Source organism: Vibrio sp. R12-SG2-ISO1 (assembly GCF_059834045.1).
The window spans coordinates 273,654-294,468 of sequence record NZ_JCBDGO010000019.1 but is presented as its reverse complement, the minus strand read 5'-3'; the positions used below and the strand labels follow the sequence as shown (position 1 = coordinate 294,468).

Genomic DNA, 20,815 nt, shown 5'->3' with positions numbered 1-20,815 from the left:
ATTTGGTTAAGTTTTGGCGCCAAGCTGGTTTTGCACCGATCAAAGTGAGCAGTCAACGAGACAGCGCCAGCGGTACGCACTCAGTCATTATGATCAAAGGCGATACTGAGTGGCTAGCACAGGTGGCACAACATTACGCCACGCAATTTCACTATTCTCTCTCAGACAGTTTGCGCCAACTTGAAACTGAGGTCGTCCGTAGTTTGGCGCCAAAAACTAATGCTTCCATTGTCCCTACTGGGACGGCTGCGCTTCTGTTGGGTTATGCAAAAGGTGGGGCGAGTTATGACAGTTGTGCGCCAATGCTCGATCGTTTTGCATTCACACACGGTTTTGAGGCGTTCAGCGATGTGATGATAAGAAAGGTATTGCAAAAACAGAGCTGGAGTGAGTGTGCCTTGGCTTTAGGTTTTCCTGGTAAAAAGCAGGTCGAAGCTCAGCTTCGGCTTGATATAGAAACTTGGTTATCTCAATGTTCTGGCTAGTCGAATTTACACTGTAAAATAGACGATAAATTTACAGTGTAAACGGCCACACAATCGAGTCGATTTACACTGTAAAATCTCATTCTATAGCACCCTACCTTCAACGCGTTTTCGAACTAGTACTAAAGAACCAGTCAATAAAACACAGTAGAAAATAAGAATTTTTTCCCAAATAGCCTCCATCGGCAACCCACTAAATCTTCGATAGTTTTTATCCCAGCGACAAAAGTTTTAACGGCAACTTGCTGTATCAAAAGTTAAGTCACATTTGCCAAATGACGAACCTTTCCTAAACTCAATATAAAACTTTGTGCGTAGTGTTTTGTGGCTAGGAAATAAGAATAACAATGAAAAAGGATTGTCTACTTCCTGATGCGCTTGATATCTCAAGTGCGCTCAATGTCGCTGCTGAATCTAAGCAGTGGCTTCAAGATCATCGCTCGCTTGTGATTCTCGCCTCGAATGTGGAGCGAGTCGACGCTGCGGGCCTACAGGTCCTTGTTTCTCTTTTTCTTAGTGCAGAGCGCGACTCAGTCGAGATACGACTCGACAAGCCGAGCGCCACATTAAAACAAGGAGCAAACGCCTTGGGATTACAACACTTATTGAAGTTAAGTTCAGACGTTGGAGATGGATCTCATGACTAAAATTCTTGCTGTTGATGATTCTGTATCAATCAGACAAATGGTCAGTCACACCCTGAAAGATGCCGGCTATGAGGTAGAAACCGCGAATGATGGTAAAGACGCGTTGAATAAAGTGATGAGCGCGAAGTTTGACGTTGTGATCTCCGATGTCAACATGCCCAACATGGGCGGCTTTGAGTTGGTCAAAGCGCTGCGAGAGAAACCGCAGTACAAATTTGTGCCGATCCTCATGCTTACCACGGAAACCAGTGCGGATAAAAAGCTGCAGGGCAAACAGGCCGGTGCGACGGGGTGGCTAGTGAAACCATTCAATCCCGATACCTTGCTAAAAACATTGAAGCGCGTGCTGTAGTCAGCGGTTTAGAACAGAGAGCGTTTGAGGGGAAAGTATGTCGCTAGATATGGGTCAACTGCGTAAGATGTTCTATGAAGAGTGTCGGGAAAACCTTGAGACTCTCGAACAGGTGTTGCTCAACCTTGATGCCACAAACATCGACAGTGAAGAGATCAATACCATTTTCCGCGCCGCCCACTCGATTAAAGGCGGAGCCGGCACGTTTGGCTTGCTCGATATCAGCGAGTTTACTCATTCCGTTGAAGCGTATCTGGATCTGGTGCGTAATGGCGAGCGCCAATTAACCCCCGCCAGCATTGATCTCTTGCTGCGCAGTGTTGACTGCATACACTCGTTGCTTGAGGCGCACGAGTCTGGCGTCCCTAATGAATCCAACCTAAAAACTGAGATCAGTCAGGAGCTAGAACGCTTATTAGGTGACGAACCAAGCGTTGAAAGTGAGCCCGACGAGTCATTGGCGGAGGCATCCGATGCGGGTTCTCTACCTTACCACATCACGTTTGCTCCCCATCCTGAACTGTTTTTTAGCGGCAACGACCCGTTACGCATCCTTCGCGAATGTCATGAACTGGATCCGAACATGTCGATTTGCGTCGACACCAGCACCTTACCCATGATTGAGCAACTGGAGGCGGAGCTCTGTTATCTGAAATGGCATCTCGTTATGGATGGTCAGCTCGCGCAAGAAGAGATTAGCGAGATATTCGAATGGGTAGAGGATGAGTGCGATCTCATCATTATGCGAGGAAAACCAGAAAGTGGTGAGCGTGGGGTTGAGGAGGCATCGTTAGAAGTCGCCCCATCTGAGTCAATCTCTTCTGCTTCGACGGCGTCTAAGTCCACCGGGTCTGAGCCCATTACACCTAAGCCAATTGCATCTGACCCCACTGAATCTGAACCTAGCGTAACCAAACCAAGCATTGATACACCAGCGAAAACCGCGTCCAAGCCGACGAAAACCGAGTCAAGCGTCGGTTCCATTCGGGTAGATATTGATAAAGTCGATAGCTTGATCAACTTGGTGGGCGAACTGGTCATCACGCAATCCATGTTGACGGAAATTGGTAACGATTTTACCCCTGACAAACTGGATAAACTCAAAGCTGGCCTCGAGCAGCTGTTGCAAAACAGCAAGGAGCTGCAAGATAACGTCCTCAATATTCGCATGTTGCCAATGAGCTTTGCCTTTAGTCGCTTCCCCCGCTTGGTTCGAGATTTGTCATCTCGCTTGGACAAACAGGTGGAGTTGGTGATCAAGGGCGAGCACACGGAACTCGACAAAACGGTGTTAGAGCGCATTGTTGATCCGCTCGTGCATTTGGTCCGAAATGGCATTGACCACGGCATAGAGTCACGCCAAACGCGCAGTGAACGAGGTAAACCCGAGGCTGGGATCATTGAGCTTAATGCTTTCCATCAAGGCGGCTCTATCATCATTCAAATATGCGACGATGGCGCCGGACTCGATTGCGATGTGCTGTGGAGAAAAGCGCAGGAAAAAGGCGTTGTCGCGAGCGATGCCAACCGGGACGAGTTTTCCAAACAGCAGGTGATGAACCTGATTTTTTCCCCCGGTTTTTCGACGGCGGAATCGGTCTCAGATATTTCTGGGCGAGGCGTGGGTATGGATGTGGTCAAGCGCAACATTGAAGAATTGGGCGGCCACATCGAGGTGGAATCCGAGCTGGGTAAAGGCAGCCGTTTCACCATCAGCTTACCCCTTACCTTGGCGATTTTGGACGGTCAGCTGATCAAAGTGGCCGACCAAGTGTTTGTCATTCCATTGCTGACCATCATCGAATCGGTCTCTTTGGATGAGAGCAAAATCAAACGCGCTTCCGGTGGCGTGTTGTTGTATCGCTTACGCGAAGAAAGCATCCCTATCATGAATCTGCAATCCGAGCTTGAACTGGCTCCCGCTACGCCCAGTGAGCACCCCATATTGTGCTTTGTTGAAGCGGCAGGCAATCGCGTTGGGTTATTGGTTGATGAACTGTTGGAGCAGCAACAGGTGGTCATCAAGAGTTTGGAGTCGAACTACAGCAAAGTCTCCGGCATTTCTGGCGCCACCATTTTAGGGGATGGGTCGGTGTCATTGATTTTGGATATTCAGGGATTAATCACCGGCTTTTTGAAAACCCACCTTGATGCGGCGGGCAGTAACGGATTAGCGGCGTAGGGAGACATCATGAATCAAGTGACCGCCATTCAACCAGATACAGACGCGCTCGCTCAAGACGCGGCGCTAGTGTCTGGGCAATACAGCGAAGAGCTTGGTGAGCAGAGCGCGGATTTTCTCAGCTTTCTGCTTGCTGACGAGTTGTATGCGGTGCCGATTAAGGATGTCGAAGAGATTCGGGTTTGGGAAAAGCCGACGCCGATACCTCGCGCCCCGGAATTTGTCTGTGGCGTGATCAATATTCGCGGCATGATCGTGCCAGTGACGGATTTAAGACGACGATTTTCGTTAGGTGAATGCCAATACTTGCCGACGACCGTTGTGATTGTATTGCGAGAAGAGGGTGATCAAGGCGAGCGCTTGATGGGCATCGTGGTGGATGCGGTCAGCGATGTGTTAGCGCAAGACGACAAAACCCTTCATCCCTGTGTCGGCGACACGGCTGTGACACCCTATTTGGTTGGGTTGATGAATGTGGGCGAGCAGGTGATGTCCCTGCTTGATACCCACGAGCTGCTCAACATGGACAAAATCTTGAGGGCTAAGTAATGGAAACCCGACATGAGTTTTTAAGTTTCACCCTACAAGATGACGAATACGGCGTGCCGATTTTAGATGTGCGAGAACTACGGGGCTGGTCGCCTGTGCGCAAAGTCCCGAACTCGCCAGACTATTTCAAAGGCGTGTGGGAAATTCGCGGTGAGTACTTACCCATCATTGACCTCAAAATGCGTCTTGGTCTGGGCAAAACCGAGCTGACCGACGTGACGGTCGTCGTGGTGTTGAGTGATGGTCAAGGCAACCCGTTTGGCATCATGGTTGATGCGGTGTCAGAGGTGTATCCCCTCAGTGACGAGGCCATCAAGGCACCACCTAAAGTGTCGATGGGGGTAGACCAGCGTTTTATTCGGGGGCTCGCTTCGGTGCAAGCAGGTCACCTCATCCTACTGAATATGGAAGCTTTATTGGATGTCGAAAAGCTTTCTGAACTGACTCAACATGAGAGCTGGGTCTAAAGCAAACACTGATAACAATAGAGCATGGCAAGAAGAGGGACAGGTATGGGATTTTGGAACAGAAAGGCAGAGCAAGCTCAGCAATTTTCAACCCCGACGGAAGACACGTTGACTCAAGACTTTACTCTGGATGTGGAGCAAGAGAGCGGCATTTCCAAAGAGCAACTCATGTCTGCACTGAATGCGGCGCAAACCGCGCTGATGATGATTGATCGTGATTTCAAGATTACCTATCTCAATCAGAAGTCTCTGGAACTACTTAAGCACCATGAAGCGCTGTTTCAATCAATGTGGCCGGGTTTTAAGGCAAACGAAGATGAGTTACTCGGGTTCTGTATTGATGCGTTCCACGCTAACCCAAGCCACCAGCGCCAACTTCTTTCCAATCCCAATAATTTACCTTACACCACGACCATTTCTGTCAAAGACGTGAGGATTGAACTCAATGTCGGCGCCATCATAGATGCCAAAGGGCAGTATGTTGGTAATACCTTGGAATGGTCTGATGTCACGCAGTCTGAGCAGATAAGCCAAGACATTGCGAGACTCCAAGCCGCTGTTGACCAAGCGCAAACCGCCATGGTGATGATTGACCGAGACTTTTTGATCACCTACATCAACAAAGAGACGCTGACTTTATTTCGCCAGCATGAGGCGACGCTGCGCTCGGTATGGTCTGGATTTACCGCAAGTGCGGAATGGCTTATGGGGCGTTGTATTGATGAGTTTCATCAAAACCCCGCACATCAGCGCAAGATGCTGGCCGATCCGAACAATTTACCTTACAGCACCGATATCACCATTGGTGATTTGAAGATTGAGTTGAACGTCGCCGCCATACACGACGCCCAAGGGGCTTACATTGGCAATACGCTAGAGTGGCGCGATGTCACCGATGAGCGGGCAAAAGAAGAAGAGATTGGGCGCCTCGCCTCTGCGGTGGCGGGCATGACGACGAATCTAATGATGGCCGATATGGAAGGGGTGATTACTTACGTCAACCCGGCTTTGCTCACTTTGCTCAAATCGCGTGAAGCGGAGCTAAGGCAAGCACTTCCCGGCTTTGATGCCAGTAATTTAGTTGGTCGTAACATCGATGTATTCCATAAAAAACCCGCCCATCAAAAGAGCATCATTGCTAACCCTGACCGCCTACCATTTAGCTCTAATATTGCGGTCGGAGGGCTAGAGTTTAATTTGACCTGTATTGCCATGAAAGATGGTCAGGGTAAGTACATCGGCCCTGCCTTACAGTGGGTGGATATTACCGAACAACAAGATGGGCAGCGTCAGGTCGAGTCTTTGATACAAAAAGCGATCGCCGGTGAGCTGCAAGAGCGGATAGACACCAGTGTGTACAGCGGCTTTATGAAAGAGTTGGGGGATGGCATTAATAGCCTACTCGACACTATGGTGACACCGATAGGGCAGTGCATTGATGTGATGAGCCAAGTGGCAAAAGGGAATCTTAATACGACGATGCCCGAAAGTAATAACGGGGAACTGGGTCGATTGTCTCAATCGGTCAATACCTCGATTCTCAACTTGCGCGACATGGTGGATAAGATCACGCAATCCTCGGCGCGCGTTGCTACCGCCTCATCAGAGATCGCCGAAGGTAACAACGATTTGAGTCAACGAGTGGAAGCTCAAGCCGCGAATCTCGAGCAAACTGCGGCGAGCATGGAACAGATGACAGCAACGGTGAAACAAAATGCCGACAACGCGAAAGGCGTTAACGAATTGGCCGTGGATGCAACGAAAAAAGCCACCAAAGGCGGCCAAGTGGTTGGCCAGGCGGTTTCTGCGATGGCTGACATTAACTCGGCCAGTAAAAAGATTTCCGACATCATTGGCGTCATAGACGAAATTGCCTTTCAAACCAACTTGTTAGCACTTAATGCAGCGGTGGAAGCGGCGCGCGCTGGCGAGCAAGGGCGCGGTTTCGCTGTTGTCGCGGGTGAAGTGCGCAATCTAGCGCAGCGCAGTGCGGCGGCGGCCAAAGAGATCAAGGGCCTTATCAAAGACAGTGTGGAGAAAGTCGATGAAGGTTCACGCTTAGTGGGTGAGTCTGGCGACACACTCAGTGAAATTGTCGAAGCGGTGGAGAAGGTCAACCAGTTGATTGAACAGATTGCCTCTTCCAGTGTGGAGCAATCGACTGGCATTGATGAGATCAATCGAGCCGTTGCGACGATGGACGAAATGACACAGCAGAATGCGTCGCTGGTTGAAGAAACCTCAGCCGCCAGCCAATCGCTCAAAGATGAAGGCAAAGAGTTGCTCAATCTTATGAACTTCTTTGTGACCGACGCCAAAGTGGCCAGCTTTGATTCGCGCAGCAACAAAGCCCCTAACGAAAATAACGTCAGAGAGATTCGCACCAACAAAGCCAGCAACACGGCATTTAAGGTGGAAGAGGAAGGCGACGAATGGGAAGAATTTTGAACACGGAATTGACACTACCCGAGCAAGAGTTTGAGCTCACGGATAAAGATTTTCACTTTATCCAATGGTTTATGCATAAACACGTGGGCATTTTTCTCTCGGATCAGAAGCGTGCTATGGTCTATGGCCGCGTCAGTCGTCAGTTGCGCCGATTGGGGCTACGCCGTTTTAGAGAGTATCGCCCGTTGATTGAGAATGACCGCCAGGAGCGAGTCACTTTCATCAATTGTTTGACGACCAATAAAACGTCGTTTTTCCGTGAGTACCACCATTTTGAATTTTTGGAGCAGGTGCTCAGTCGCCAGTGGCAAGAGCAAGGCAAAAAGCAGGTCGCGGTGTGGTCCGCGGGCTGCTCTAGTGGTGAGGAGCCCTACAGCATTGCCGCTTCACTTGCGGCATTTGAACGCAAAGGTCAGTTGGACGAAGTCGTGATTGTTGCGACAGACCTAGATACTGCGGTACTCGAGAAGGCGCAACTTGGCATTTACAGTGATGAGGCACTCAACTCTATTCCTAAGCACTATCTAAAGGGGAACTTTGTTCGAGGTGTGGGACGCCAAAGCGGCCAGATCAAAGTCAAACAGCGACTGATGGATCACGTACAGTTTTCACCACTCAACTTGCTTGAAGCTTGGCCATTTACAGCGAGCTTTGATGTCATATTCTGCCGTAACGTGATGATCTATTTCGACAAAAAAACGCAGGCGCGATTGCTCAAACGCTTTTATCAACAGCTATCCCCTGATGGGGTGCTGTTTTTAGGCCACTCGGAGAGCTTACCTGATGGAGTGGATTGCTTTCATCACCTCGGTCATACAATTTATGTCAAAAAGTAGGAAGCGGTTATGACGCCATACCATGGCCCGAACGTCGACCCGCAAAATGGGGCTTGTCATGTTAGTCGGTTTTATCACCCTATCCGAGAAAAGCACTTTGTCAAAGTGTACCCCGGCGGCGTTTATTGCAGTGAGGCGAGTGACGAGTTGATTGTGACTGGTCTAGGGTCATGCATCTCAGCCTGCATGTGGGATCCCGTCACACGTATCGGCGGCATGAATCACTTTCTCCTGCCTTTTGAGAATCGCAGCCAAATCAAATCTTGGCAGCCGAGCGCGTTGGATTCGAGTGCTTCTCGCTACGGTTGTTATGCGATGGAAATGTTGATCAATCAACTGATTGGTTTGGGTGCGCGTCGGCATCGCTTGGTGGTTAAACTGTTTGGTGGGGCGCAAATGCTCGGCAAAGAATCGATGATAGGGGAGAAAAACGTCAGTTTTATTCTGAGTTATGTTGAGCGCGAGCAATTGGATGTGGTGGCGCAAGATCTTGGGGGAATGGAGCCAAGAAAGATACTCTTTGATCCCTCGATTGGAAAAGTGTGGCTGAAACGGGTGCCCTTTAGTGAAGTGCATACGGTGCATCAACAAGAATCGACCTATGCCTATAAGTTGGAGCACGAACGTGACAATGGCGATGACGCGGAGCTGTTTATATGAAAAAAATCAGAGTATTGGTGGTCGATGATTCGCCGGTATTCCGCGCGATCTTGACTGAGCTGATCAACAGCGATCCGGATCTTGAGGTGGTCGCCAGTGCAGAAGATCCGTATCAAGCTCGGGCTTTGATCAAACAACACAATCCCGACGTGCTGACTCTGGATATCGAAATGCCAAAAATGAATGGCGTTCAGTTCTTAAAAAATCTGATGCGTTTACGGCCGATGCCTGTGGTGATGATCTCCACGTTAACGCAGCACGGCGCAGAGCCGACGCTGGCGGCACTGGAACTCGGGGCGGTGGACTACTTTCCCAAGCCTGCGGTGCAAAACACCGCCGAGATGGTCAATTACAAAAAGCTGGTGAATGAAAAGATCAAAGTCGCCGCAGGCGCTAACGTAGGACGAGAGACAGTGGCGCCTGATACGCAAAAACTCGACCCTATACGCCAAACCAATCACATTGAGCTGATTGCCATCGGTGCCTCGACGGGAGGGACGGAAGCGGTCAATCAGGTGCTTAAAACCTTGCCTGCCGGTTTGCCGCCGATAGTGATTACCCAGCACATTAGCGCGATGTTTTCCGCCTCGTTTGCGCGCAGGCTCGACGCGAACTCGGATATACAGGTGACAGAACTTGGCCAGACTCGTGAGGCGCTGAAATCAGGCTGCGCTTATTTAGCCCCCGGCGATAAGCATTTGGTCGTTACCCGACGTGGCGGGCAGTTGTACGCAGAACTTGACGACAGGCCAGCGATCAATCGCCACAAACCCTCCGTGGACGTCATGTTTGATGCCGTTGCCGAGACGTTAGGCGAGCACGCGATCGGTATCTTGCTCACTGGTATGGGTAAAGACGGTGCGCGAGGCATGTTGAAGATGAAGCAGCAAGGCGCGCCGACCATTGCTCAAGATGAGTTGAGCTCAGTGGTGTGGGGTATGCCGGGCGCCGCGGTGTATTTGGGCGCTGCGGAGTACGTTCTCGGGCTGCATAAAATACCGAAACAGATTTGTCAGTTGGTGAGCCTATGAAGAAAAAGAGAATACTGAGTCATCGCGTACGCTGCGCGCTCGCGGTGCTTATTCAAGTGCTGCTGTTGGGTGTGGGGGTGAGTTATGCACCGTCTCAGCTTCAACTTGCCTTAATGATCGCCGTGGCGGCGGTGCCTTGGATTGTCTTAGCCAAGTCACGCCCGATGCCAACAGAGAGCGCTGCGTCTTCACAGCCACCATCGAGCGATGATCCTAACCCTGCTCGGGAAGCGGCGTTGGGGCACATCTTACAACGTGTTATCCCTCAATTATCGGAGCCGCTTAGCCATCAACGCAGCGTGGTAGATGAATCAGTAGATACCTTAAACGAAAGCTATTTTGAATTGCAAAAGCTGGCGGAAGAGCAGAGTCAAGTGACGAGTGAGTTGGTGGAAACCTTGCTAGGCAATCACGGCAGCGATCATGACATCAGCCAAGTGTTACCGAAAACCGAAGCCATTATTCGCCACTTTGTGGACACCTTAGTGATCGTTTCGGAAAAAAGTATTTCTGCGGTGCACAGCATTCACGATATGTCAGACAAGCTCGATTCGGTGTTTAAGTTACTCAACCAAGTGCGCGGGTTATCCGAGCAGACCAACTTACTGGCGCTCAATGCGGCGATTGAAGCGGCGCGAGCGGGTGAGGCCGGGCGCGGGTTTGCCGTCGTTGCCGATGAAGTACGCCACCTTTCGGTCAAAGCGGAAGAGCTGAATAACCAAATTGAGCGCGAAATTAACACCGCGCAAGCCACGGTACAGGAGGCCAACAAAACCGTTGGGGAGATGGCCTCTATCGATATGACGGAAGCGATCGAGTCGAAGGAAAAAGTCGATGACATGTTGCGAGGCGTGCAGCAGCTCAATGTGTCGGTTGAACAAGAAGTCCACAAAATCAAGCACAGCGGTGATCTGCTCAGTGTTCAGGTTGCCAACGGCATTCGCGCCCTGCAATTTGCTGACATCATTACGCAGCAAGGGGAGTACGCGCAAGGTAGCGTGTCGTTTATCCAACAGCTGGCCGATCTGACGCTGGCATGGACAGAACGCACCCTCAGTGACGCTGAGTTTGCGAGTGAACTGCACGCATTGCTTGAACAGGTTGAGCAAAGAGGTTCACCGGCGGCAACGCAAGCAAACATTGATGAAGGCGAAGTTGAGCTGTTCTAATCCACCAAGGGGGCAATATGTCGGTTAAGTCTACAGTGAATTCAGGCTCACGTGAGGTGACCATTACCATTGAAGGGGCGTTTGGGTTTAACCTCGTTCAAGATTTTCGGCGCTGCTATACAGACAAACACAGTTATCGGTTTACCATTGATTTACGCAAAGTCGACTATATCGACAGTGCAGGGCTTGGGATGCTGTTAAACATGCACAATTATCTTGGGCAGCCCGATGGGGCGATTCTCATCACTAACACCTTGCCACAGGTGCGAAAAATCCTCGCCATTTCCCGTTTCGATAAGAAGTTCTCGATAGAGTAAGGACTGCCTATGCATGTCATGATCATCGATGACCACGCCACCAACCGTGAGCTGTGTCGTTTTATTCTCGATCACATCACCGAACGCATTACCATGTTTGAAAATGGCCAAGGGGTGGTGGAGGCGATGCAACAGATGGATTCGATGCCGGATCTGATTTTGTTGGATGTCATGATGCCGGTGAAAGACGGGTTCACTACCGCGCAAGAAGTCAGAGAAGCCTTTCCTAACGTCCACATTCCGATCATATTCTTAACCGCTTTGGATGATCGCGCCTCTTTTGAGCGCTGCCTCGCCTTTGGTGATGACTTTATCCTCAAACCGGTGGAGCGCAATGTCCTCATTGCCAAAGTGCAAGCGCACTATCGGATTGTCAAAATGCACAATGAAGTGATGCAGCAGCGTGATGAACTGAGCCAGTTTCATGAGCAAGTACGGTACGACTATTCGATTGCCGAGTCGATTTTTGCCAATCTCGCTCAAGAGATGAGCCGCCAGGTCAGCAATGTGTACGGCATCCATTATTTGTCGACCCCCTCAACCATCTTTAACGGTGATTTGATTGTGCTTGCAAAGCGGCCACACGGTGGTGTTTATGTGATGATCGCTGACGCCACAGGACACGGCTTACCAGCGGCGATCTCCGCGCTGCCTGCGACGCGTGCATTCTTTACGATGGCGGCGAAAGGATTACCGCTCGGGGAAATTGTCACCGAAATCAACGAAGTGTTGGTGCGTTTTCTTCCGATGGGAATGATGCTTGCCGCCAGCGTGTTTGAAGTAAGAGCCAATGGCTTTGAAGTCTCTTGGTGGGGAGGCGGTTTGCCTGATGGGTATATTGTCGATCCTGGAGGCGAGATTGTCAGCCGTTTAGTCTCAAGCCACATGCCGTTGGGCGTGCTTGAGCCGCACGAGTTTGAAGCCGACATTGTGCACTACAAACTGGAGCCTGATCAGCAGATCGTTTGCTACACCGATGGCGTGATTGAAGCCGCCAGCCCCAACAATGAACAGTTTGGCGCCAAGCGCCTTGAGGCCTGTTTCACAGGTCAGCGCGCGGTCATCCCAACGCTGTATGAAGCGGTACAAGCCTTTAGCAATCAAGAGGTGCGTGACGATTTATCCATTTTGACCATGCATTTCCCCATTACCGTCGCGGAAGAAGAGGCTTGTCAAACGGTGGAACAGCAGAGACGTCAAGTGCCGATACATGCCAGTCTGCAATTTGACGGCCATAAGCTGCGCCACCTGTCGGTAATGGCCGAAGTTAGGCAATTTTTACAGGGAATGTTATCGGGCGGTCCACATCTGGATCTGATTTGCTCGGTGGCCTCCGAGCTCTTTTCTAATGCCATCGAGCATGGTTTGCTCAAGCTTGATTCCTCCGTAAAAGATGACCCCGACGGCTTCTTTACCTATTACCAGCAGCGAGAGGACAAACTCAAGCAGCTTGAAGACAGTGCGTGGGTCAAACTTGAGCTCGATTATCAGCCTGACAGTGAGAAGGTCACCATGATTTTGTTTCATAACGGCGAGGGGTTTGACTACGAAAAACGCCAGCAAGTTCAAGACGGGCACACCTATGGCCGAGGTATCGTGCTGGCCACAGAACTGTGTGACTCGCTGCAATATAGCGAACAAGGGCGCAAAGTGACCGCGATCTATTCATTAAACGCGCCGCACCATTTTCCGCTTTCCGCATGATGCGCAGAGGAGCCTGAAGAGAAGCATAGCGGCCGACTGATTATCCACCCAATGAGTGGATGGCGCACTCAACCATAAGATGGGCCGATAAACGGAACTGGTAAACTTTACACTGTAAATAGCGTTGATGGACGTTTCTACAACAAAAGTTCAGTGACCTATGCCTGAATTTGTCACACATTCCATACTGTGTCAGTATCAAATTGAATAGACTGGACAGGTTACGTGGGTTAAGCAGGTCAGTTATGTGGGACAAGTTAGTATCTCTGTCAGAAGATGAGCAGGGAGTGGTCGCGAAGCTATTGCCAGACATCAGTGTGGATGGAAATTTCGATACGCGTGGATTAGATGCTGCGTTAGCCAATATTGGCGCCAGTGATTTTTATCTGATGGAAGAGGCGGTGAACCGCTTTATCAAGTGTGCGCGAGAAGCGAAAAGTGAAGCGTATGTGGGCTTTCCTATCGCTGAAGTGCGTGACGCGACGGTGGAAGTGGTGCTCTCAGAACACGACATGCTGGCCAGTATGGTGGTGACCGGCGCTTACAAAGGCCAACCTCTGAAAGGACCGCAAATCGTGCATGCCTTGGCGCAATCCCATGTCACTAAAGGCATCAATAAGCTCGCACTGAAAAAAGTGTTGGTGATGAGCCATCAACTCAAACCCGGTGAAACCTTCACTCAACCTGTCGCCAAAGGCAAAAATCCCATCCAAGGCAAAGACGCCAAGTTTGTTCCTTTAGTCAAAGACCCTGCTAGACAAGTGCTCGCTCCCAAAGAATCTGATCAAGATGGGGGCAAAGTGGACATGCTCAACTTAGGTGAGACCATCACCGTCTCAGCAAATGATCGCCTTATGAAACGTGTACCTGCGACGAAAGGGACACCAGGCATGACAGTACAAGGTAAGGTGATTCCGCCTAAGCCGGGTAACGATGCCATGCTCAAAGCGGGCAAAGGCACGAAAGTGGATCCCAACAATCCCAATGTATTGCTGGCTGAGGTATCCGGTATGCCGGTGCTCAAAGAGCGCAGCGTGGAAGTGGAAGATGCACTTTGCTTACCGACCATAGGTGTGGCGACGGGTCATGTTAAATTCAAAGGCAACGTGGTGGTGTTTGGCAACATTGAATCGGATATGGTCGTTCGGGCAACCGGATCACTCACGGTGGGCGGATTTATTGAATCGGCGGATGTTCAAGCGCAAGGTGACATTGAAGTTGCCAAAGGCATCATTGGTCACAATGTCTCTGAAGGCGAAGAAAAGAGCTGTGTGGTGAAGTCGGGCGGCAGCATAAAGGCCAATTATGCACAGTTCAGTGAGTTACAAGCTGGACAAGATATTATTCTCAATGTCCACAGTATGAACAACGCCATTCGCTGTGGTCGCCACCTCGTTGTCGCCGATAGCAGCGAAAAACACGGCACCTTAAGTGGCGGCAGTGCCAAGGTGGGTGGAAAAATCACCTGCGTCGAGCTGGGTGTGGAAGGCGACACCGCGACACATGTTCAGGCGTTTGCGCGCTTTCAGATGTACAAAGAGCGCCAAGCTAAACTCAAAGAACAATATACTCAAGCACAAGAAGCGACCATGGCGGTGGTGCGTAAAGAGCTGGAGTTGAAAAAAATTCCGAAATCTCAACGGACGCCAGAGCAAGAAGAAGAGGTAGAAACGCTCAAACGAGAGAGCAACGCACACCTTGAGAAAGTCAAACGTGCCCGTGATGGAAATGAAGCGGAATTGACCTCTGCACTCGAAGACAACACCATCGAGGTAAAAGGTAAGGTGTTCACCCATGTTACGGTGCAATATGGGGAAGAGAAAGTGATCACTAAGCGCATCCACGGCCCTAGCATCTTCTCGTTCAATCAGTTTGAAATCAAATGCTCATCTATGTTCGAAGAAGAGGATATCGAACAAGAAGCCTAACGACGTTCACAAGATGTGCAGCCGCGGCAGGCCGAGCGAGTGTGTTTATCCAGCTTGCTGCGCTGTACTTTACAATAAGCATTTTTTAGCGCACGTCGCGCTGAAAACCAATCATCAGGCTTTTGTAAAATAAGATTACCCCCAAACCGCTTCACCAACTCGGTACGATTCTGCTCGATAAACGTGCGGTCATAGCCTATCTCAAAATAATCCAAGGCCTGTTCGATAGAGGTGAAACTGGCGAGGGTTTCTGTTATCGAGTCGGTCATTCGCTTAATCGCTTCTTTCGCTCAGAATGGGTGTCCCATTATTGAACACTCGTTCACCATTGTCTACGATAGTAAGACACTCTCCACAACGGATATGGCAACAATGACGAAGACTTATGCGTTTGATGTCTATGGCACTTTGATTGACACACATTTTGTGGCGACTCAACTGGAAGCGTGGCGTCCGGGGCTGGGTCAGGCCATGAGTGTGACTTGGCGAAATAAGCAGCTCGAATACGCGTTTCGACGCGGGTTGATGAACGAGTATGTGCCGTTTTCAACCTGCACCGAACAAGCGCTGGATTACACATGCGCCGCCCATCAAACAACCTTGTCACCAGAGCAGAAAGCGCAGCTTCTCGACCTCTATCTTCGCTTGCCCTGTTTTGATGATGTCAAAGAGAGCCTAGCCTCACTGGTCGCGAAAGGGCATCGGCTGATCGCTTTTTCTAATGGTGAACAACACAGTGTTGAGACGTTGTTGCGCCGCGCGGGCATTCGGGACGAGTTTGCGCAGATAATCAGCTGTGAAGATGTGAAAACCTTTAAGCCCAACCCATCTGTCTATCAGCATCTTCTATCGGTCACCCAAGACAACGACACCCATTTAGTTTCGAGCAATCCGTTTGACGTGCTGGGTGCGCAATCAGCCGGTCTTAAAACCGTCTGGTTGCAGCGTAGCGTGGATGTGCCTTTTGATCCGTGGGGAGTTGAGCCCGATCGCATTATTCGTCGTTTGACCGAGCTGTAAAAAAGATAGCCGCCTAGGGCGGCTATCTCAGTTAGCTTTTGATCGGCACGACGAGGATATCAATCGGTGACTTATTGATGAGGTGGCGGGAGTAGGAGACAATTTTGCTCCAAAAGTCCTGATGGTGGCCACAAATCAACAGATCAAAGCCGTGCTCTTTAATGGTGTACGTTAATTTCTCACTGAGATCGCCGGTGCCGACAAGGAAGTGCTTGATCGGGACAGGTGAATCGGTTTGAAATTTCTCTAGCCATTGGTTGTTGTTTTCGTTCAAAGGTCGACGGCTAGGATCGGCTTGAATATCGACCAAATCTGGGTAGATTTCCCCATGTGTGCCATCGATATGGATGAACGAGACTTGTGCACCCACTATCTCAGCGAGAGACGCGGCGCGTTCAATGAGAACGTTACTCTCTTCAGACAGCTCTAGTGCAACTAGGATATGTTTGTATTTCATAACCACGCCCTCTTACGTCATTGTTTACCCTATAAGCATAGTATTTCTGTGGAAAAAGATGTGTCGGATAGGTCTCGTAATAGCTTGAAAATACCGATCTATCATTTAGATTTTGCCGATTTTTGTCGTTGCGCTCTGGCCTAAAAATGGGAAATATCCTGATAAATATCTAACCTTATTTAGTGCCTAATGGTTCGAGTACACTCAAGCTAGAATCATAAATAAAGAGAATGAACTATGACCTTTCCATCCGATTTTCTTTGGGGCGGAGCCATTGCGGCTAACCAGGTAGAGGGCGCTTACCTCACTGGTGGCAAAGGGCTTTCCACCGCTGACATGCTGCCAAAAGGGATCTTAAACCCACATCAGACCCGCGAAGCGCGTACTGAGGGGATCAAAGATCTTGCCATCGATTTTTATCATTGTTATCCAGAAGACATCGCTTTGTTTGAGGAGATGGGGTTCAACTGCCTTCGTCTATCCATTGCTTGGACGCGTATCTTTCCGCAAGGCGATGAAACCGAGCCGTGTGAAGAAGGGCTCGCCTACTATGACCGACTATTTGACGAACTGGCGGCCCACGGGATGACACCGTTTGTCACGCTTTCACACTACGAAATGCCTTACGCCCTAGTGGAAAATTACGGCGGGTGGGGTAGCCGAGAAGTGATTACCTTCTTTGAGCGCTATGCGCGCAGCGTATTTACGCGCTACAAGGAGAAAGTGAAGCTTTGGCTTACCTTTAATGAAATCAATATGTCGTTGCATGCGCCGTTTACTGGGGTTGGACTTCAAGAAGATGCGAGCGAACAGGCGATCTACCAAGCGATCCACCATCAGCTAGTGGCCAACGCCAAAGCTGTGCAGCTCTGTCATGACATCATCCCTGACGCGAAAATCGGCAACATGTTGCTCGGCGCGATTAACTACCCCTACACCTGTAATCCTGATGACGTTTTGGCGGCGATGGATGAGAACAATAAGTGGCTCTTCTTTGGCGATGTGCAGACTCGAGGCAAGTACCCAGGTTATATGTTGCGTTATTTCCGTGATAACGGAATCACCATCGAGATGGAAGCGGGGGACATCGAGACCCTGGCGGCGGCGAGTGTCGATTTTATTTCCTTCAGTTATTACGCCAGTGGGTGTGCGAGTGCCGATCCTAAGCAAAAAGAGGTGGGCAATATCGTCGACAGTGTCCCAAATCCCTATCTGGAAAAGAGTCAGTGGGGCTGGTTGATTGACCCTAAAGGATTGCGCATTCTGCTCAACTTCCTCCATGATCGCTACCAAAAGCCACTGTTTATCGTTGAGAATGGTCTCGGTGCGCGTGATACCGTGACTGAGGAAGGTGAGGTGATCGACGACTACCGTATTGCGTACCTACGTGATCATTTGGTGCAAGCGCATGAGGCGATACTAGATGGCGTCGAGCTAATGGGCTTTACCAGCTGGGGGCCAATTGACTTAGTCGCGAACTCTACCGCAGAGATGAGCAAGCGCTATGGTTATATCTATGTCGATCGCCACGATGACGGCTCGGGTACCTTGACGCGCCTGCGCAAAAAGAGCTTCTATTGGTATCAAGAGGTCATCAAAACCAATGGGCAGGCCCTCTTGGCTCAAGAGTGATGAAGTCAGCAGGATGCCGGAGTATTCGGCATCCTTAGGACGGATTGCTTAGAAGATTGAGTGACTGAGAAGCACATAAGCACACAAACATCGGAACATAGAAACAAGGGGCGTTGCTGCGCCTCTTATTGTGCTTGCTGCGTCTGGAGGAAGAAATCCAACGCGGAGTGAAGGTTGGCCCGGCGCTGCTCGATATTATCGTCATTCATACCAAGGAATGTAGGGTAGAAGGTGCGACCTTTCACTAAGGCCAGCAGATTCGTCGCCAGTTCTCGCGCATTTTGCTGCGGCAGTGTGTTGTGTGCCATGGCGTCGCTCAGCCAATGCTCCATTGGACAAGTTTTGATCTGTTCAAGATCGTTGAGATGACAACTGCCATGGCACATGGCTTCAATCGTGATGGCCACCAACAGGCGGCGGCGCTCGCAGCTCAAGACAAAATCCAACTGCTGATCGAAAATATCAAAAAGCTGAGATTTGATGCTACGGGTCGGATCAAATGGCGGCAGTTTTTGCGTCTCTTGCTCTTGGTGCAAAATATGTTCGACGACATTCTGATAGAGCTTCTCTTTCGAGCCGTAATGGGCATAGATGGTGGGCTTTGACGTGCCGGCGCATTTGGCGACAGCTTCAAGCGAGGCGCCTTGCACACCAAAATCCTGGTAGCACGCCATTGCTGCCTGAATAATATTCTGCCGAGTTTTTTCGCTTCGTTGACTTCTTTTATCCATACAAAGGTCAGAGCAGTGTTCTAATTTCTTCCATGTGGTCATTGTGTTAACGCTACCATAAGCATGGTCCTACCAGTATGCCCGTCGCTGAGAGTTGAGAGCTGACTCAACATTGCGACACTCTATTGCCGAGATTATCCGCGGCTAAGGATTTGGTTTAGCCCTTCAACCAGATTCACAATGGGCTCAATCTTGCGCCCGACCAGCTCATACGCGTAAGGATCGTTGACGACAAACTGGTTGGCCTCTAACCCGGTGACCGCGAGATAGCCCTCGATCTCAGATTTGACCATCAGCGGCGCGACCGGCACTTCTAGCACTTTCTTATCCCCATCAAGGACATAGACAAAGCTTTGGGTCTCTTTGGTATGCACCGCCTGTTTAGGGACAAACAGGGTCGCCTGACGTTCTATGGCGTTAAGGTAGAGCTCGGTTTTACTTCCCACCAGTAACTGATTATCAGAATTAGTAAAGGTCGCATAGGCGGAGAGTGTCTGGGCCTGTTCGGTGGTTTTGCTGTCGACAAAACTGAGCGTGCCATCAATAAATTGACCGTGGGCATTTTTTACCGACACTGTCGGTGGCGTTTGCGCTGCGGGATTACTCAGTGTCGTTAGGTAGGGGTAGAGCACGTCATTGGGCGCGCTGAAATGGAGCTCCACATCAGAGACGGCGATCAACTCCGTCAACTCCTGACCTTTGGTGACGAAGTTCCCGGCACTGACCAGAATTTGCCCCACTTTACCTGAAAAGGGCGCGACGATGGTGGTATCGACGAGCGCTTCTTGGGCGACAAGCAGATTCTTTCTCGTCGCATCAATGGCTTGCCGAGCGCCGTCGAGTCGTTCGCCGCGCGTCACGCCGGATTTCGTTAAATCAAGGATATTGTCGAGCGCCCGTTGGTATTCTTCTTGGGCGGCTTGAACCGCTAAACGAGCAAAGGTGGTATTAAATTCAAACAGCGGTGTGCCCTTTTTAACCACCGCACCATCGTTGACCAAGACATTGGTAATCTTGCCTTCCTGATCCGACAGAATTTTTGTGTATTCAGACGCTTGGAATTCACCGGAGAGCTTCTCGAGCCGGATCGCTTGCTTCTCTATCGGCAACTGAACTTGATACGCGTTGGATTGATAACGTTCGCTGGCGTTCGACAGTTGGCAGGTGACACTGAGAGTGGCCGCCGCGCCAAACAGAACGCTGAGGGTAAGTGCTAGAGGCTTCATGTTATCCCTAAACCTTGTGGTCGTTGATCCCAAAACGAGATGGCCGCTGGGCGGCTCGAGATGATTATGCAACATAGATTATTTTAACTTTACCGTTAAGTAAAGTTTTATTGATGGTTTGAATAGGTTGCGTAGGGCGTGCTTTTTATCACTCAGTGAAAATGTAGGTGCTCTTTGTGCTCACTATTCTCGCCTTATAAGAATATAATTTGAACTCACTCTATGACCCAGTTAGAAAAGAATTGACCATGAAAAACGGCAGCGGCCAAGTGAACGAGAAAATCTTACAACTGCTCATGCAGGTAGCGGTCAACGACGAGCCGGTGACCGCCAAAATCTTGAGTCATCAGCTCGGGACACCACTGAGCAGTTTGTATCGCCACCTCAAAATGTTGAAAGAGTGGAATCTGATTGAAGAGAGTACGCACGACAAGACCTTGATCATCGGTCCGGCAGCTTTGATGTTGATGCGCAGTTACCAATCGAGTCAAAGTGAGCTGGAGTCAGTGTCCGCGGTGCTCAGACGCTTACAAAAGCAGACGGGCGAAATGGCCGCTTACATGGTGCCTGTTGGCTATCGTGCTCTGTGCGTCAGCCGAAAAGAGAGCATGCAAGCGCTTAGGTGCAGTTATGTCGAAGGGCAGAGTCAGCCGCTGCTGCATGGCGCCTCATCGAAAGTGATGTTGGCGTATATGCCGAGTGCGCGCTGCGAGAAAATATTGCGTTATTTTGGCCAAGAGTCGCAATGGGACGCTTGGCAGACCAAATTGGACGCGATTCGAGCCCAAGGGTATGCGGTCAGTACCTCTGAAATTGATCCCGGGGTGTCTGGTATCAGCGCGCCGGTGTTAAAGGGCAGCAAACTTGTTGGCGCTGTGTCGGTGATGGCACCGGCTCATCGCGTTGAGATGAACGAGCAAAAAATTGTACTTCATGTATTGCAGGCAGCGAGAGCTCTGCCTCCTGAAAGGTAA

At 50.2% G+C, this 20,815-nt stretch carries 20 protein-coding genes and 1 pseudogene; 17 read left to right on the top strand and 4 right to left on the bottom strand.

All coding sequences use genetic code 11. The features are described 5' to 3' along the window. The 14 genes and pseudogenes from AC6R10_RS14635 to AC6R10_RS14570 all read left to right on the top strand — a co-directional run. Positions 1 to 485: pseudogene (locus AC6R10_RS14635) on the top strand (tRNA(Met) cytidine acetyltransferase); the annotation flags it as partial. A 347-nt stretch (positions 486 to 832) separates the two neighbouring features. Next, positions 833 to 1,132 carry an STAS domain-containing protein gene (locus tag AC6R10_RS14630; protein WP_500627343.1) on the top strand — a complete coding sequence of 100 codons (300 nt, stop codon included), beginning with the start codon at positions 833 to 835 and terminating at the stop codon, positions 1,130 to 1,132. Next, positions 1,125 to 1,484 (top strand): response regulator, encoded by a 360-nt coding sequence (locus tag AC6R10_RS14625; protein ID WP_334553027.1) that lies wholly within the window; start codon positions 1,125 to 1,127, stop codon positions 1,482 to 1,484. Before AC6R10_RS14630 ends, AC6R10_RS14625 begins: the two co-directional genes overlap by 8 nt. Before the next feature lie 37 nt (positions 1,485 to 1,521). Further along, a complete protein-coding gene (locus AC6R10_RS14620) occupies positions 1,522 to 3,666 on the top strand; it encodes a chemotaxis protein CheA (RefSeq protein ID WP_500672682.1) in 2,145 nt (714 codons plus the stop codon). A gap of 9 nt (positions 3,667 to 3,675) precedes the next feature. After that, positions 3,676 to 4,215, top strand: a complete 540-nt coding sequence (locus tag AC6R10_RS14615; protein WP_487902464.1) for a chemotaxis protein CheW — start codon at positions 3,676 to 3,678, stop codon at positions 4,213 to 4,215. After that, the gene (locus AC6R10_RS14610; RefSeq protein ID WP_334553032.1) at positions 4,215 to 4,682 is read left to right on the top strand and encodes a chemotaxis protein CheW; all 468 of its coding nucleotides are present in this window, start codon (positions 4,215 to 4,217) and stop codon (positions 4,680 to 4,682) included. The genes AC6R10_RS14615 and AC6R10_RS14610 overlap by 1 nt, the downstream gene beginning before the upstream one ends. Before the next feature lie 45 nt (positions 4,683 to 4,727). Next, positions 4,728 to 7,130 (top strand): aerotaxis transducer Aer2, encoded by a 2,403-nt coding sequence (gene aer2 / locus AC6R10_RS14605; protein WP_500672681.1) that lies wholly within the window; start codon positions 4,728 to 4,730, stop codon positions 7,128 to 7,130. Next, the gene (locus tag AC6R10_RS14600; protein ID WP_500656464.1) at positions 7,115 to 7,966 is read left to right on the top strand and encodes a CheR family methyltransferase; all 852 of its coding nucleotides are present in this window, start codon (positions 7,115 to 7,117) and stop codon (positions 7,964 to 7,966) included. Before aer2 ends, AC6R10_RS14600 begins: the two co-directional genes overlap by 16 nt. Before the next feature lie 9 nt (positions 7,967 to 7,975). Further along, the gene (locus AC6R10_RS14595) at positions 7,976 to 8,626 is read left to right on the top strand and encodes a chemotaxis protein CheD (protein WP_487902466.1); all 651 of its coding nucleotides are present in this window, start codon (positions 7,976 to 7,978) and stop codon (positions 8,624 to 8,626) included. Beyond that, positions 8,623 to 9,657, top strand: coding sequence for a protein-glutamate methylesterase/protein-glutamine glutaminase (locus AC6R10_RS14590; RefSeq protein WP_500630976.1), 1,035 nt, complete (start codon positions 8,623 to 8,625; stop codon positions 9,655 to 9,657). Before AC6R10_RS14595 ends, AC6R10_RS14590 begins: the two co-directional genes overlap by 4 nt. Beyond that, positions 9,654 to 10,826: a methyl-accepting chemotaxis protein gene (locus AC6R10_RS14585; RefSeq protein ID WP_500672680.1), complete on the top strand. Its 1,173-nt coding sequence runs from the start codon at positions 9,654 to 9,656 to the stop codon at positions 10,824 to 10,826. Before AC6R10_RS14590 ends, AC6R10_RS14585 begins: the two co-directional genes overlap by 4 nt. 17 nt (positions 10,827 to 10,843) lie before the next feature. Next, the gene (locus AC6R10_RS14580; RefSeq protein ID WP_500672679.1) at positions 10,844 to 11,143 is read left to right on the top strand and encodes an STAS domain-containing protein; all 300 of its coding nucleotides are present in this window, start codon (positions 10,844 to 10,846) and stop codon (positions 11,141 to 11,143) included. 9 nt (positions 11,144 to 11,152) lie between these two features. Next, positions 11,153 to 12,847 carry a SpoIIE family protein phosphatase gene (locus AC6R10_RS14575; protein ID WP_487902469.1) on the top strand — a complete coding sequence of 565 codons (1,695 nt, stop codon included), beginning with the start codon at positions 11,153 to 11,155 and terminating at the stop codon, positions 12,845 to 12,847. A 245-nt stretch (positions 12,848 to 13,092) separates the two neighbouring features. Further along, the gene (locus AC6R10_RS14570) at positions 13,093 to 14,775 is read left to right on the top strand and encodes a flagellar assembly protein A (protein ID WP_500672678.1); all 1,683 of its coding nucleotides are present in this window, start codon (positions 13,093 to 13,095) and stop codon (positions 14,773 to 14,775) included. Here AC6R10_RS14570 and AC6R10_RS14565 read toward each other — a convergent pair. Beyond that, a complete protein-coding gene (locus AC6R10_RS14565; protein ID WP_487902471.1) occupies positions 14,772 to 15,044 on the bottom strand; it encodes a nitrogenase-stabilizing/protective protein NifW in 273 nt (90 codons plus the stop codon). The genes AC6R10_RS14570 and AC6R10_RS14565 overlap by 4 nt on opposite strands. Positions 15,045 to 15,147: 103 nt before the next feature. On the opposite strand from AC6R10_RS14565, the gene AC6R10_RS14560 reads away from it, so the two are divergent. Next, positions 15,148 to 15,795, top strand: a complete 648-nt coding sequence (locus AC6R10_RS14560; protein ID WP_500672677.1) for a haloacid dehalogenase type II — start codon at positions 15,148 to 15,150, stop codon at positions 15,793 to 15,795. 31 nt (positions 15,796 to 15,826) lie between these two features. Here AC6R10_RS14560 and AC6R10_RS14555 read toward each other — a convergent pair whose 3' ends face one another. After that, positions 15,827 to 16,252, bottom strand: a complete 426-nt coding sequence (locus AC6R10_RS14555; RefSeq protein WP_334553049.1) for a universal stress protein — start codon at positions 16,250 to 16,252, stop codon at positions 15,827 to 15,829. Positions 16,253 to 16,489: 237 nt separating this feature from the next. On the opposite strand from AC6R10_RS14555, the gene AC6R10_RS14550 reads away from it, so the two are divergent. Beyond that, on the top strand, positions 16,490 to 17,884 hold the full coding sequence (locus AC6R10_RS14550; protein WP_500672676.1) for a glycoside hydrolase family 1 protein: 1,395 nt from the start codon (positions 16,490 to 16,492) through the stop codon (positions 17,882 to 17,884). 125 nt (positions 17,885 to 18,009) lie between these two features. Here the strand turns inward: AC6R10_RS14550 and AC6R10_RS14545 are convergent, their stop codons facing one another. Together AC6R10_RS14545 and AC6R10_RS14540 are read right to left on the bottom strand one after the other, a co-directional pair. Then, the gene (locus tag AC6R10_RS14545) at positions 18,010 to 18,615 is read right to left on the bottom strand and encodes a TetR/AcrR family transcriptional regulator (protein ID WP_500672675.1); all 606 of its coding nucleotides are present in this window, start codon (positions 18,613 to 18,615) and stop codon (positions 18,010 to 18,012) included. A 134-nt stretch (positions 18,616 to 18,749) separates the two neighbouring features. Further along, the gene (locus tag AC6R10_RS14540) at positions 18,750 to 19,841 is read right to left on the bottom strand and encodes an efflux RND transporter periplasmic adaptor subunit (protein ID WP_500672674.1); all 1,092 of its coding nucleotides are present in this window, start codon (positions 19,839 to 19,841) and stop codon (positions 18,750 to 18,752) included. A gap of 248 nt (positions 19,842 to 20,089) precedes the next feature. Between AC6R10_RS14540 and AC6R10_RS14535 the strand changes: the two genes are divergently transcribed. Then, on the top strand, positions 20,090 to 20,815 hold the full coding sequence (locus tag AC6R10_RS14535) for an IclR family transcriptional regulator (protein WP_500627326.1): 726 nt from the start codon (positions 20,090 to 20,092) through the stop codon (positions 20,813 to 20,815).

What these genes read in the sequence shown, in the direction of transcription:
- AC6R10_RS14630 (WP_500627343.1), top strand. Translation starts at nt 833, where the DNA reads ATGAAAAAGGATTGTCTACTTCCTGATGCGCTTGATATCTCAAGTGCG.
- AC6R10_RS14625 (WP_334553027.1), top strand. Translation starts at nt 1,125, where the DNA reads ATGACTAAAATTCTTGCTGTTGATGATTCTGTATCAATCAGACAAATG.
- AC6R10_RS14620 (WP_500672682.1), top strand. Translation starts at nt 1,522, where the DNA reads ATGTCGCTAGATATGGGTCAACTGCGTAAGATGTTCTATGAAGAGTGT.
- AC6R10_RS14615 (WP_487902464.1), top strand. Translation starts at nt 3,676, where the DNA reads ATGAATCAAGTGACCGCCATTCAACCAGATACAGACGCGCTCGCTCAA.
- AC6R10_RS14610 (WP_334553032.1), top strand. Translation starts at nt 4,215, where the DNA reads ATGGAAACCCGACATGAGTTTTTAAGTTTCACCCTACAAGATGACGAA.
- aer2 (WP_500672681.1), top strand. Translation starts at nt 4,728, where the DNA reads ATGGGATTTTGGAACAGAAAGGCAGAGCAAGCTCAGCAATTTTCAACC.
- AC6R10_RS14600 (WP_500656464.1), top strand. Translation starts at nt 7,115, where the DNA reads ATGGGAAGAATTTTGAACACGGAATTGACACTACCCGAGCAAGAGTTT.
- AC6R10_RS14595 (WP_487902466.1), top strand. Translation starts at nt 7,976, where the DNA reads ATGACGCCATACCATGGCCCGAACGTCGACCCGCAAAATGGGGCTTGT.
- AC6R10_RS14590 (WP_500630976.1), top strand. Translation starts at nt 8,623, where the DNA reads ATGAAAAAAATCAGAGTATTGGTGGTCGATGATTCGCCGGTATTCCGC.
- AC6R10_RS14585 (WP_500672680.1), top strand. Translation starts at nt 9,654, where the DNA reads ATGAAGAAAAAGAGAATACTGAGTCATCGCGTACGCTGCGCGCTCGCG.
- AC6R10_RS14580 (WP_500672679.1), top strand. Translation starts at nt 10,844, where the DNA reads ATGTCGGTTAAGTCTACAGTGAATTCAGGCTCACGTGAGGTGACCATT.
- AC6R10_RS14575 (WP_487902469.1), top strand. Translation starts at nt 11,153, where the DNA reads ATGCATGTCATGATCATCGATGACCACGCCACCAACCGTGAGCTGTGT.
- AC6R10_RS14570 (WP_500672678.1), top strand. Translation starts at nt 13,093, where the DNA reads ATGTGGGACAAGTTAGTATCTCTGTCAGAAGATGAGCAGGGAGTGGTC.
- AC6R10_RS14565 (WP_487902471.1), bottom strand. Translation starts at nt 15,044, where the DNA reads ATGACCGACTCGATAACAGAAACCCTCGCCAGTTTCACCTCTATCGAA.
- AC6R10_RS14560 (WP_500672677.1), top strand. Translation starts at nt 15,148, where the DNA reads ATGACGAAGACTTATGCGTTTGATGTCTATGGCACTTTGATTGACACA.
- AC6R10_RS14555 (WP_334553049.1), bottom strand. Translation starts at nt 16,252, where the DNA reads ATGAAATACAAACATATCCTAGTTGCACTAGAGCTGTCTGAAGAGAGT.
- AC6R10_RS14550 (WP_500672676.1), top strand. Translation starts at nt 16,490, where the DNA reads ATGACCTTTCCATCCGATTTTCTTTGGGGCGGAGCCATTGCGGCTAAC.
- AC6R10_RS14545 (WP_500672675.1), bottom strand. Translation starts at nt 18,615, where the DNA reads ATGGATAAAAGAAGTCAACGAAGCGAAAAAACTCGGCAGAATATTATT.
- AC6R10_RS14540 (WP_500672674.1), bottom strand. Translation starts at nt 19,841, where the DNA reads ATGAAGCCTCTAGCACTTACCCTCAGCGTTCTGTTTGGCGCGGCGGCC.
- AC6R10_RS14535 (WP_500627326.1), top strand. Translation starts at nt 20,090, where the DNA reads ATGAAAAACGGCAGCGGCCAAGTGAACGAGAAAATCTTACAACTGCTC.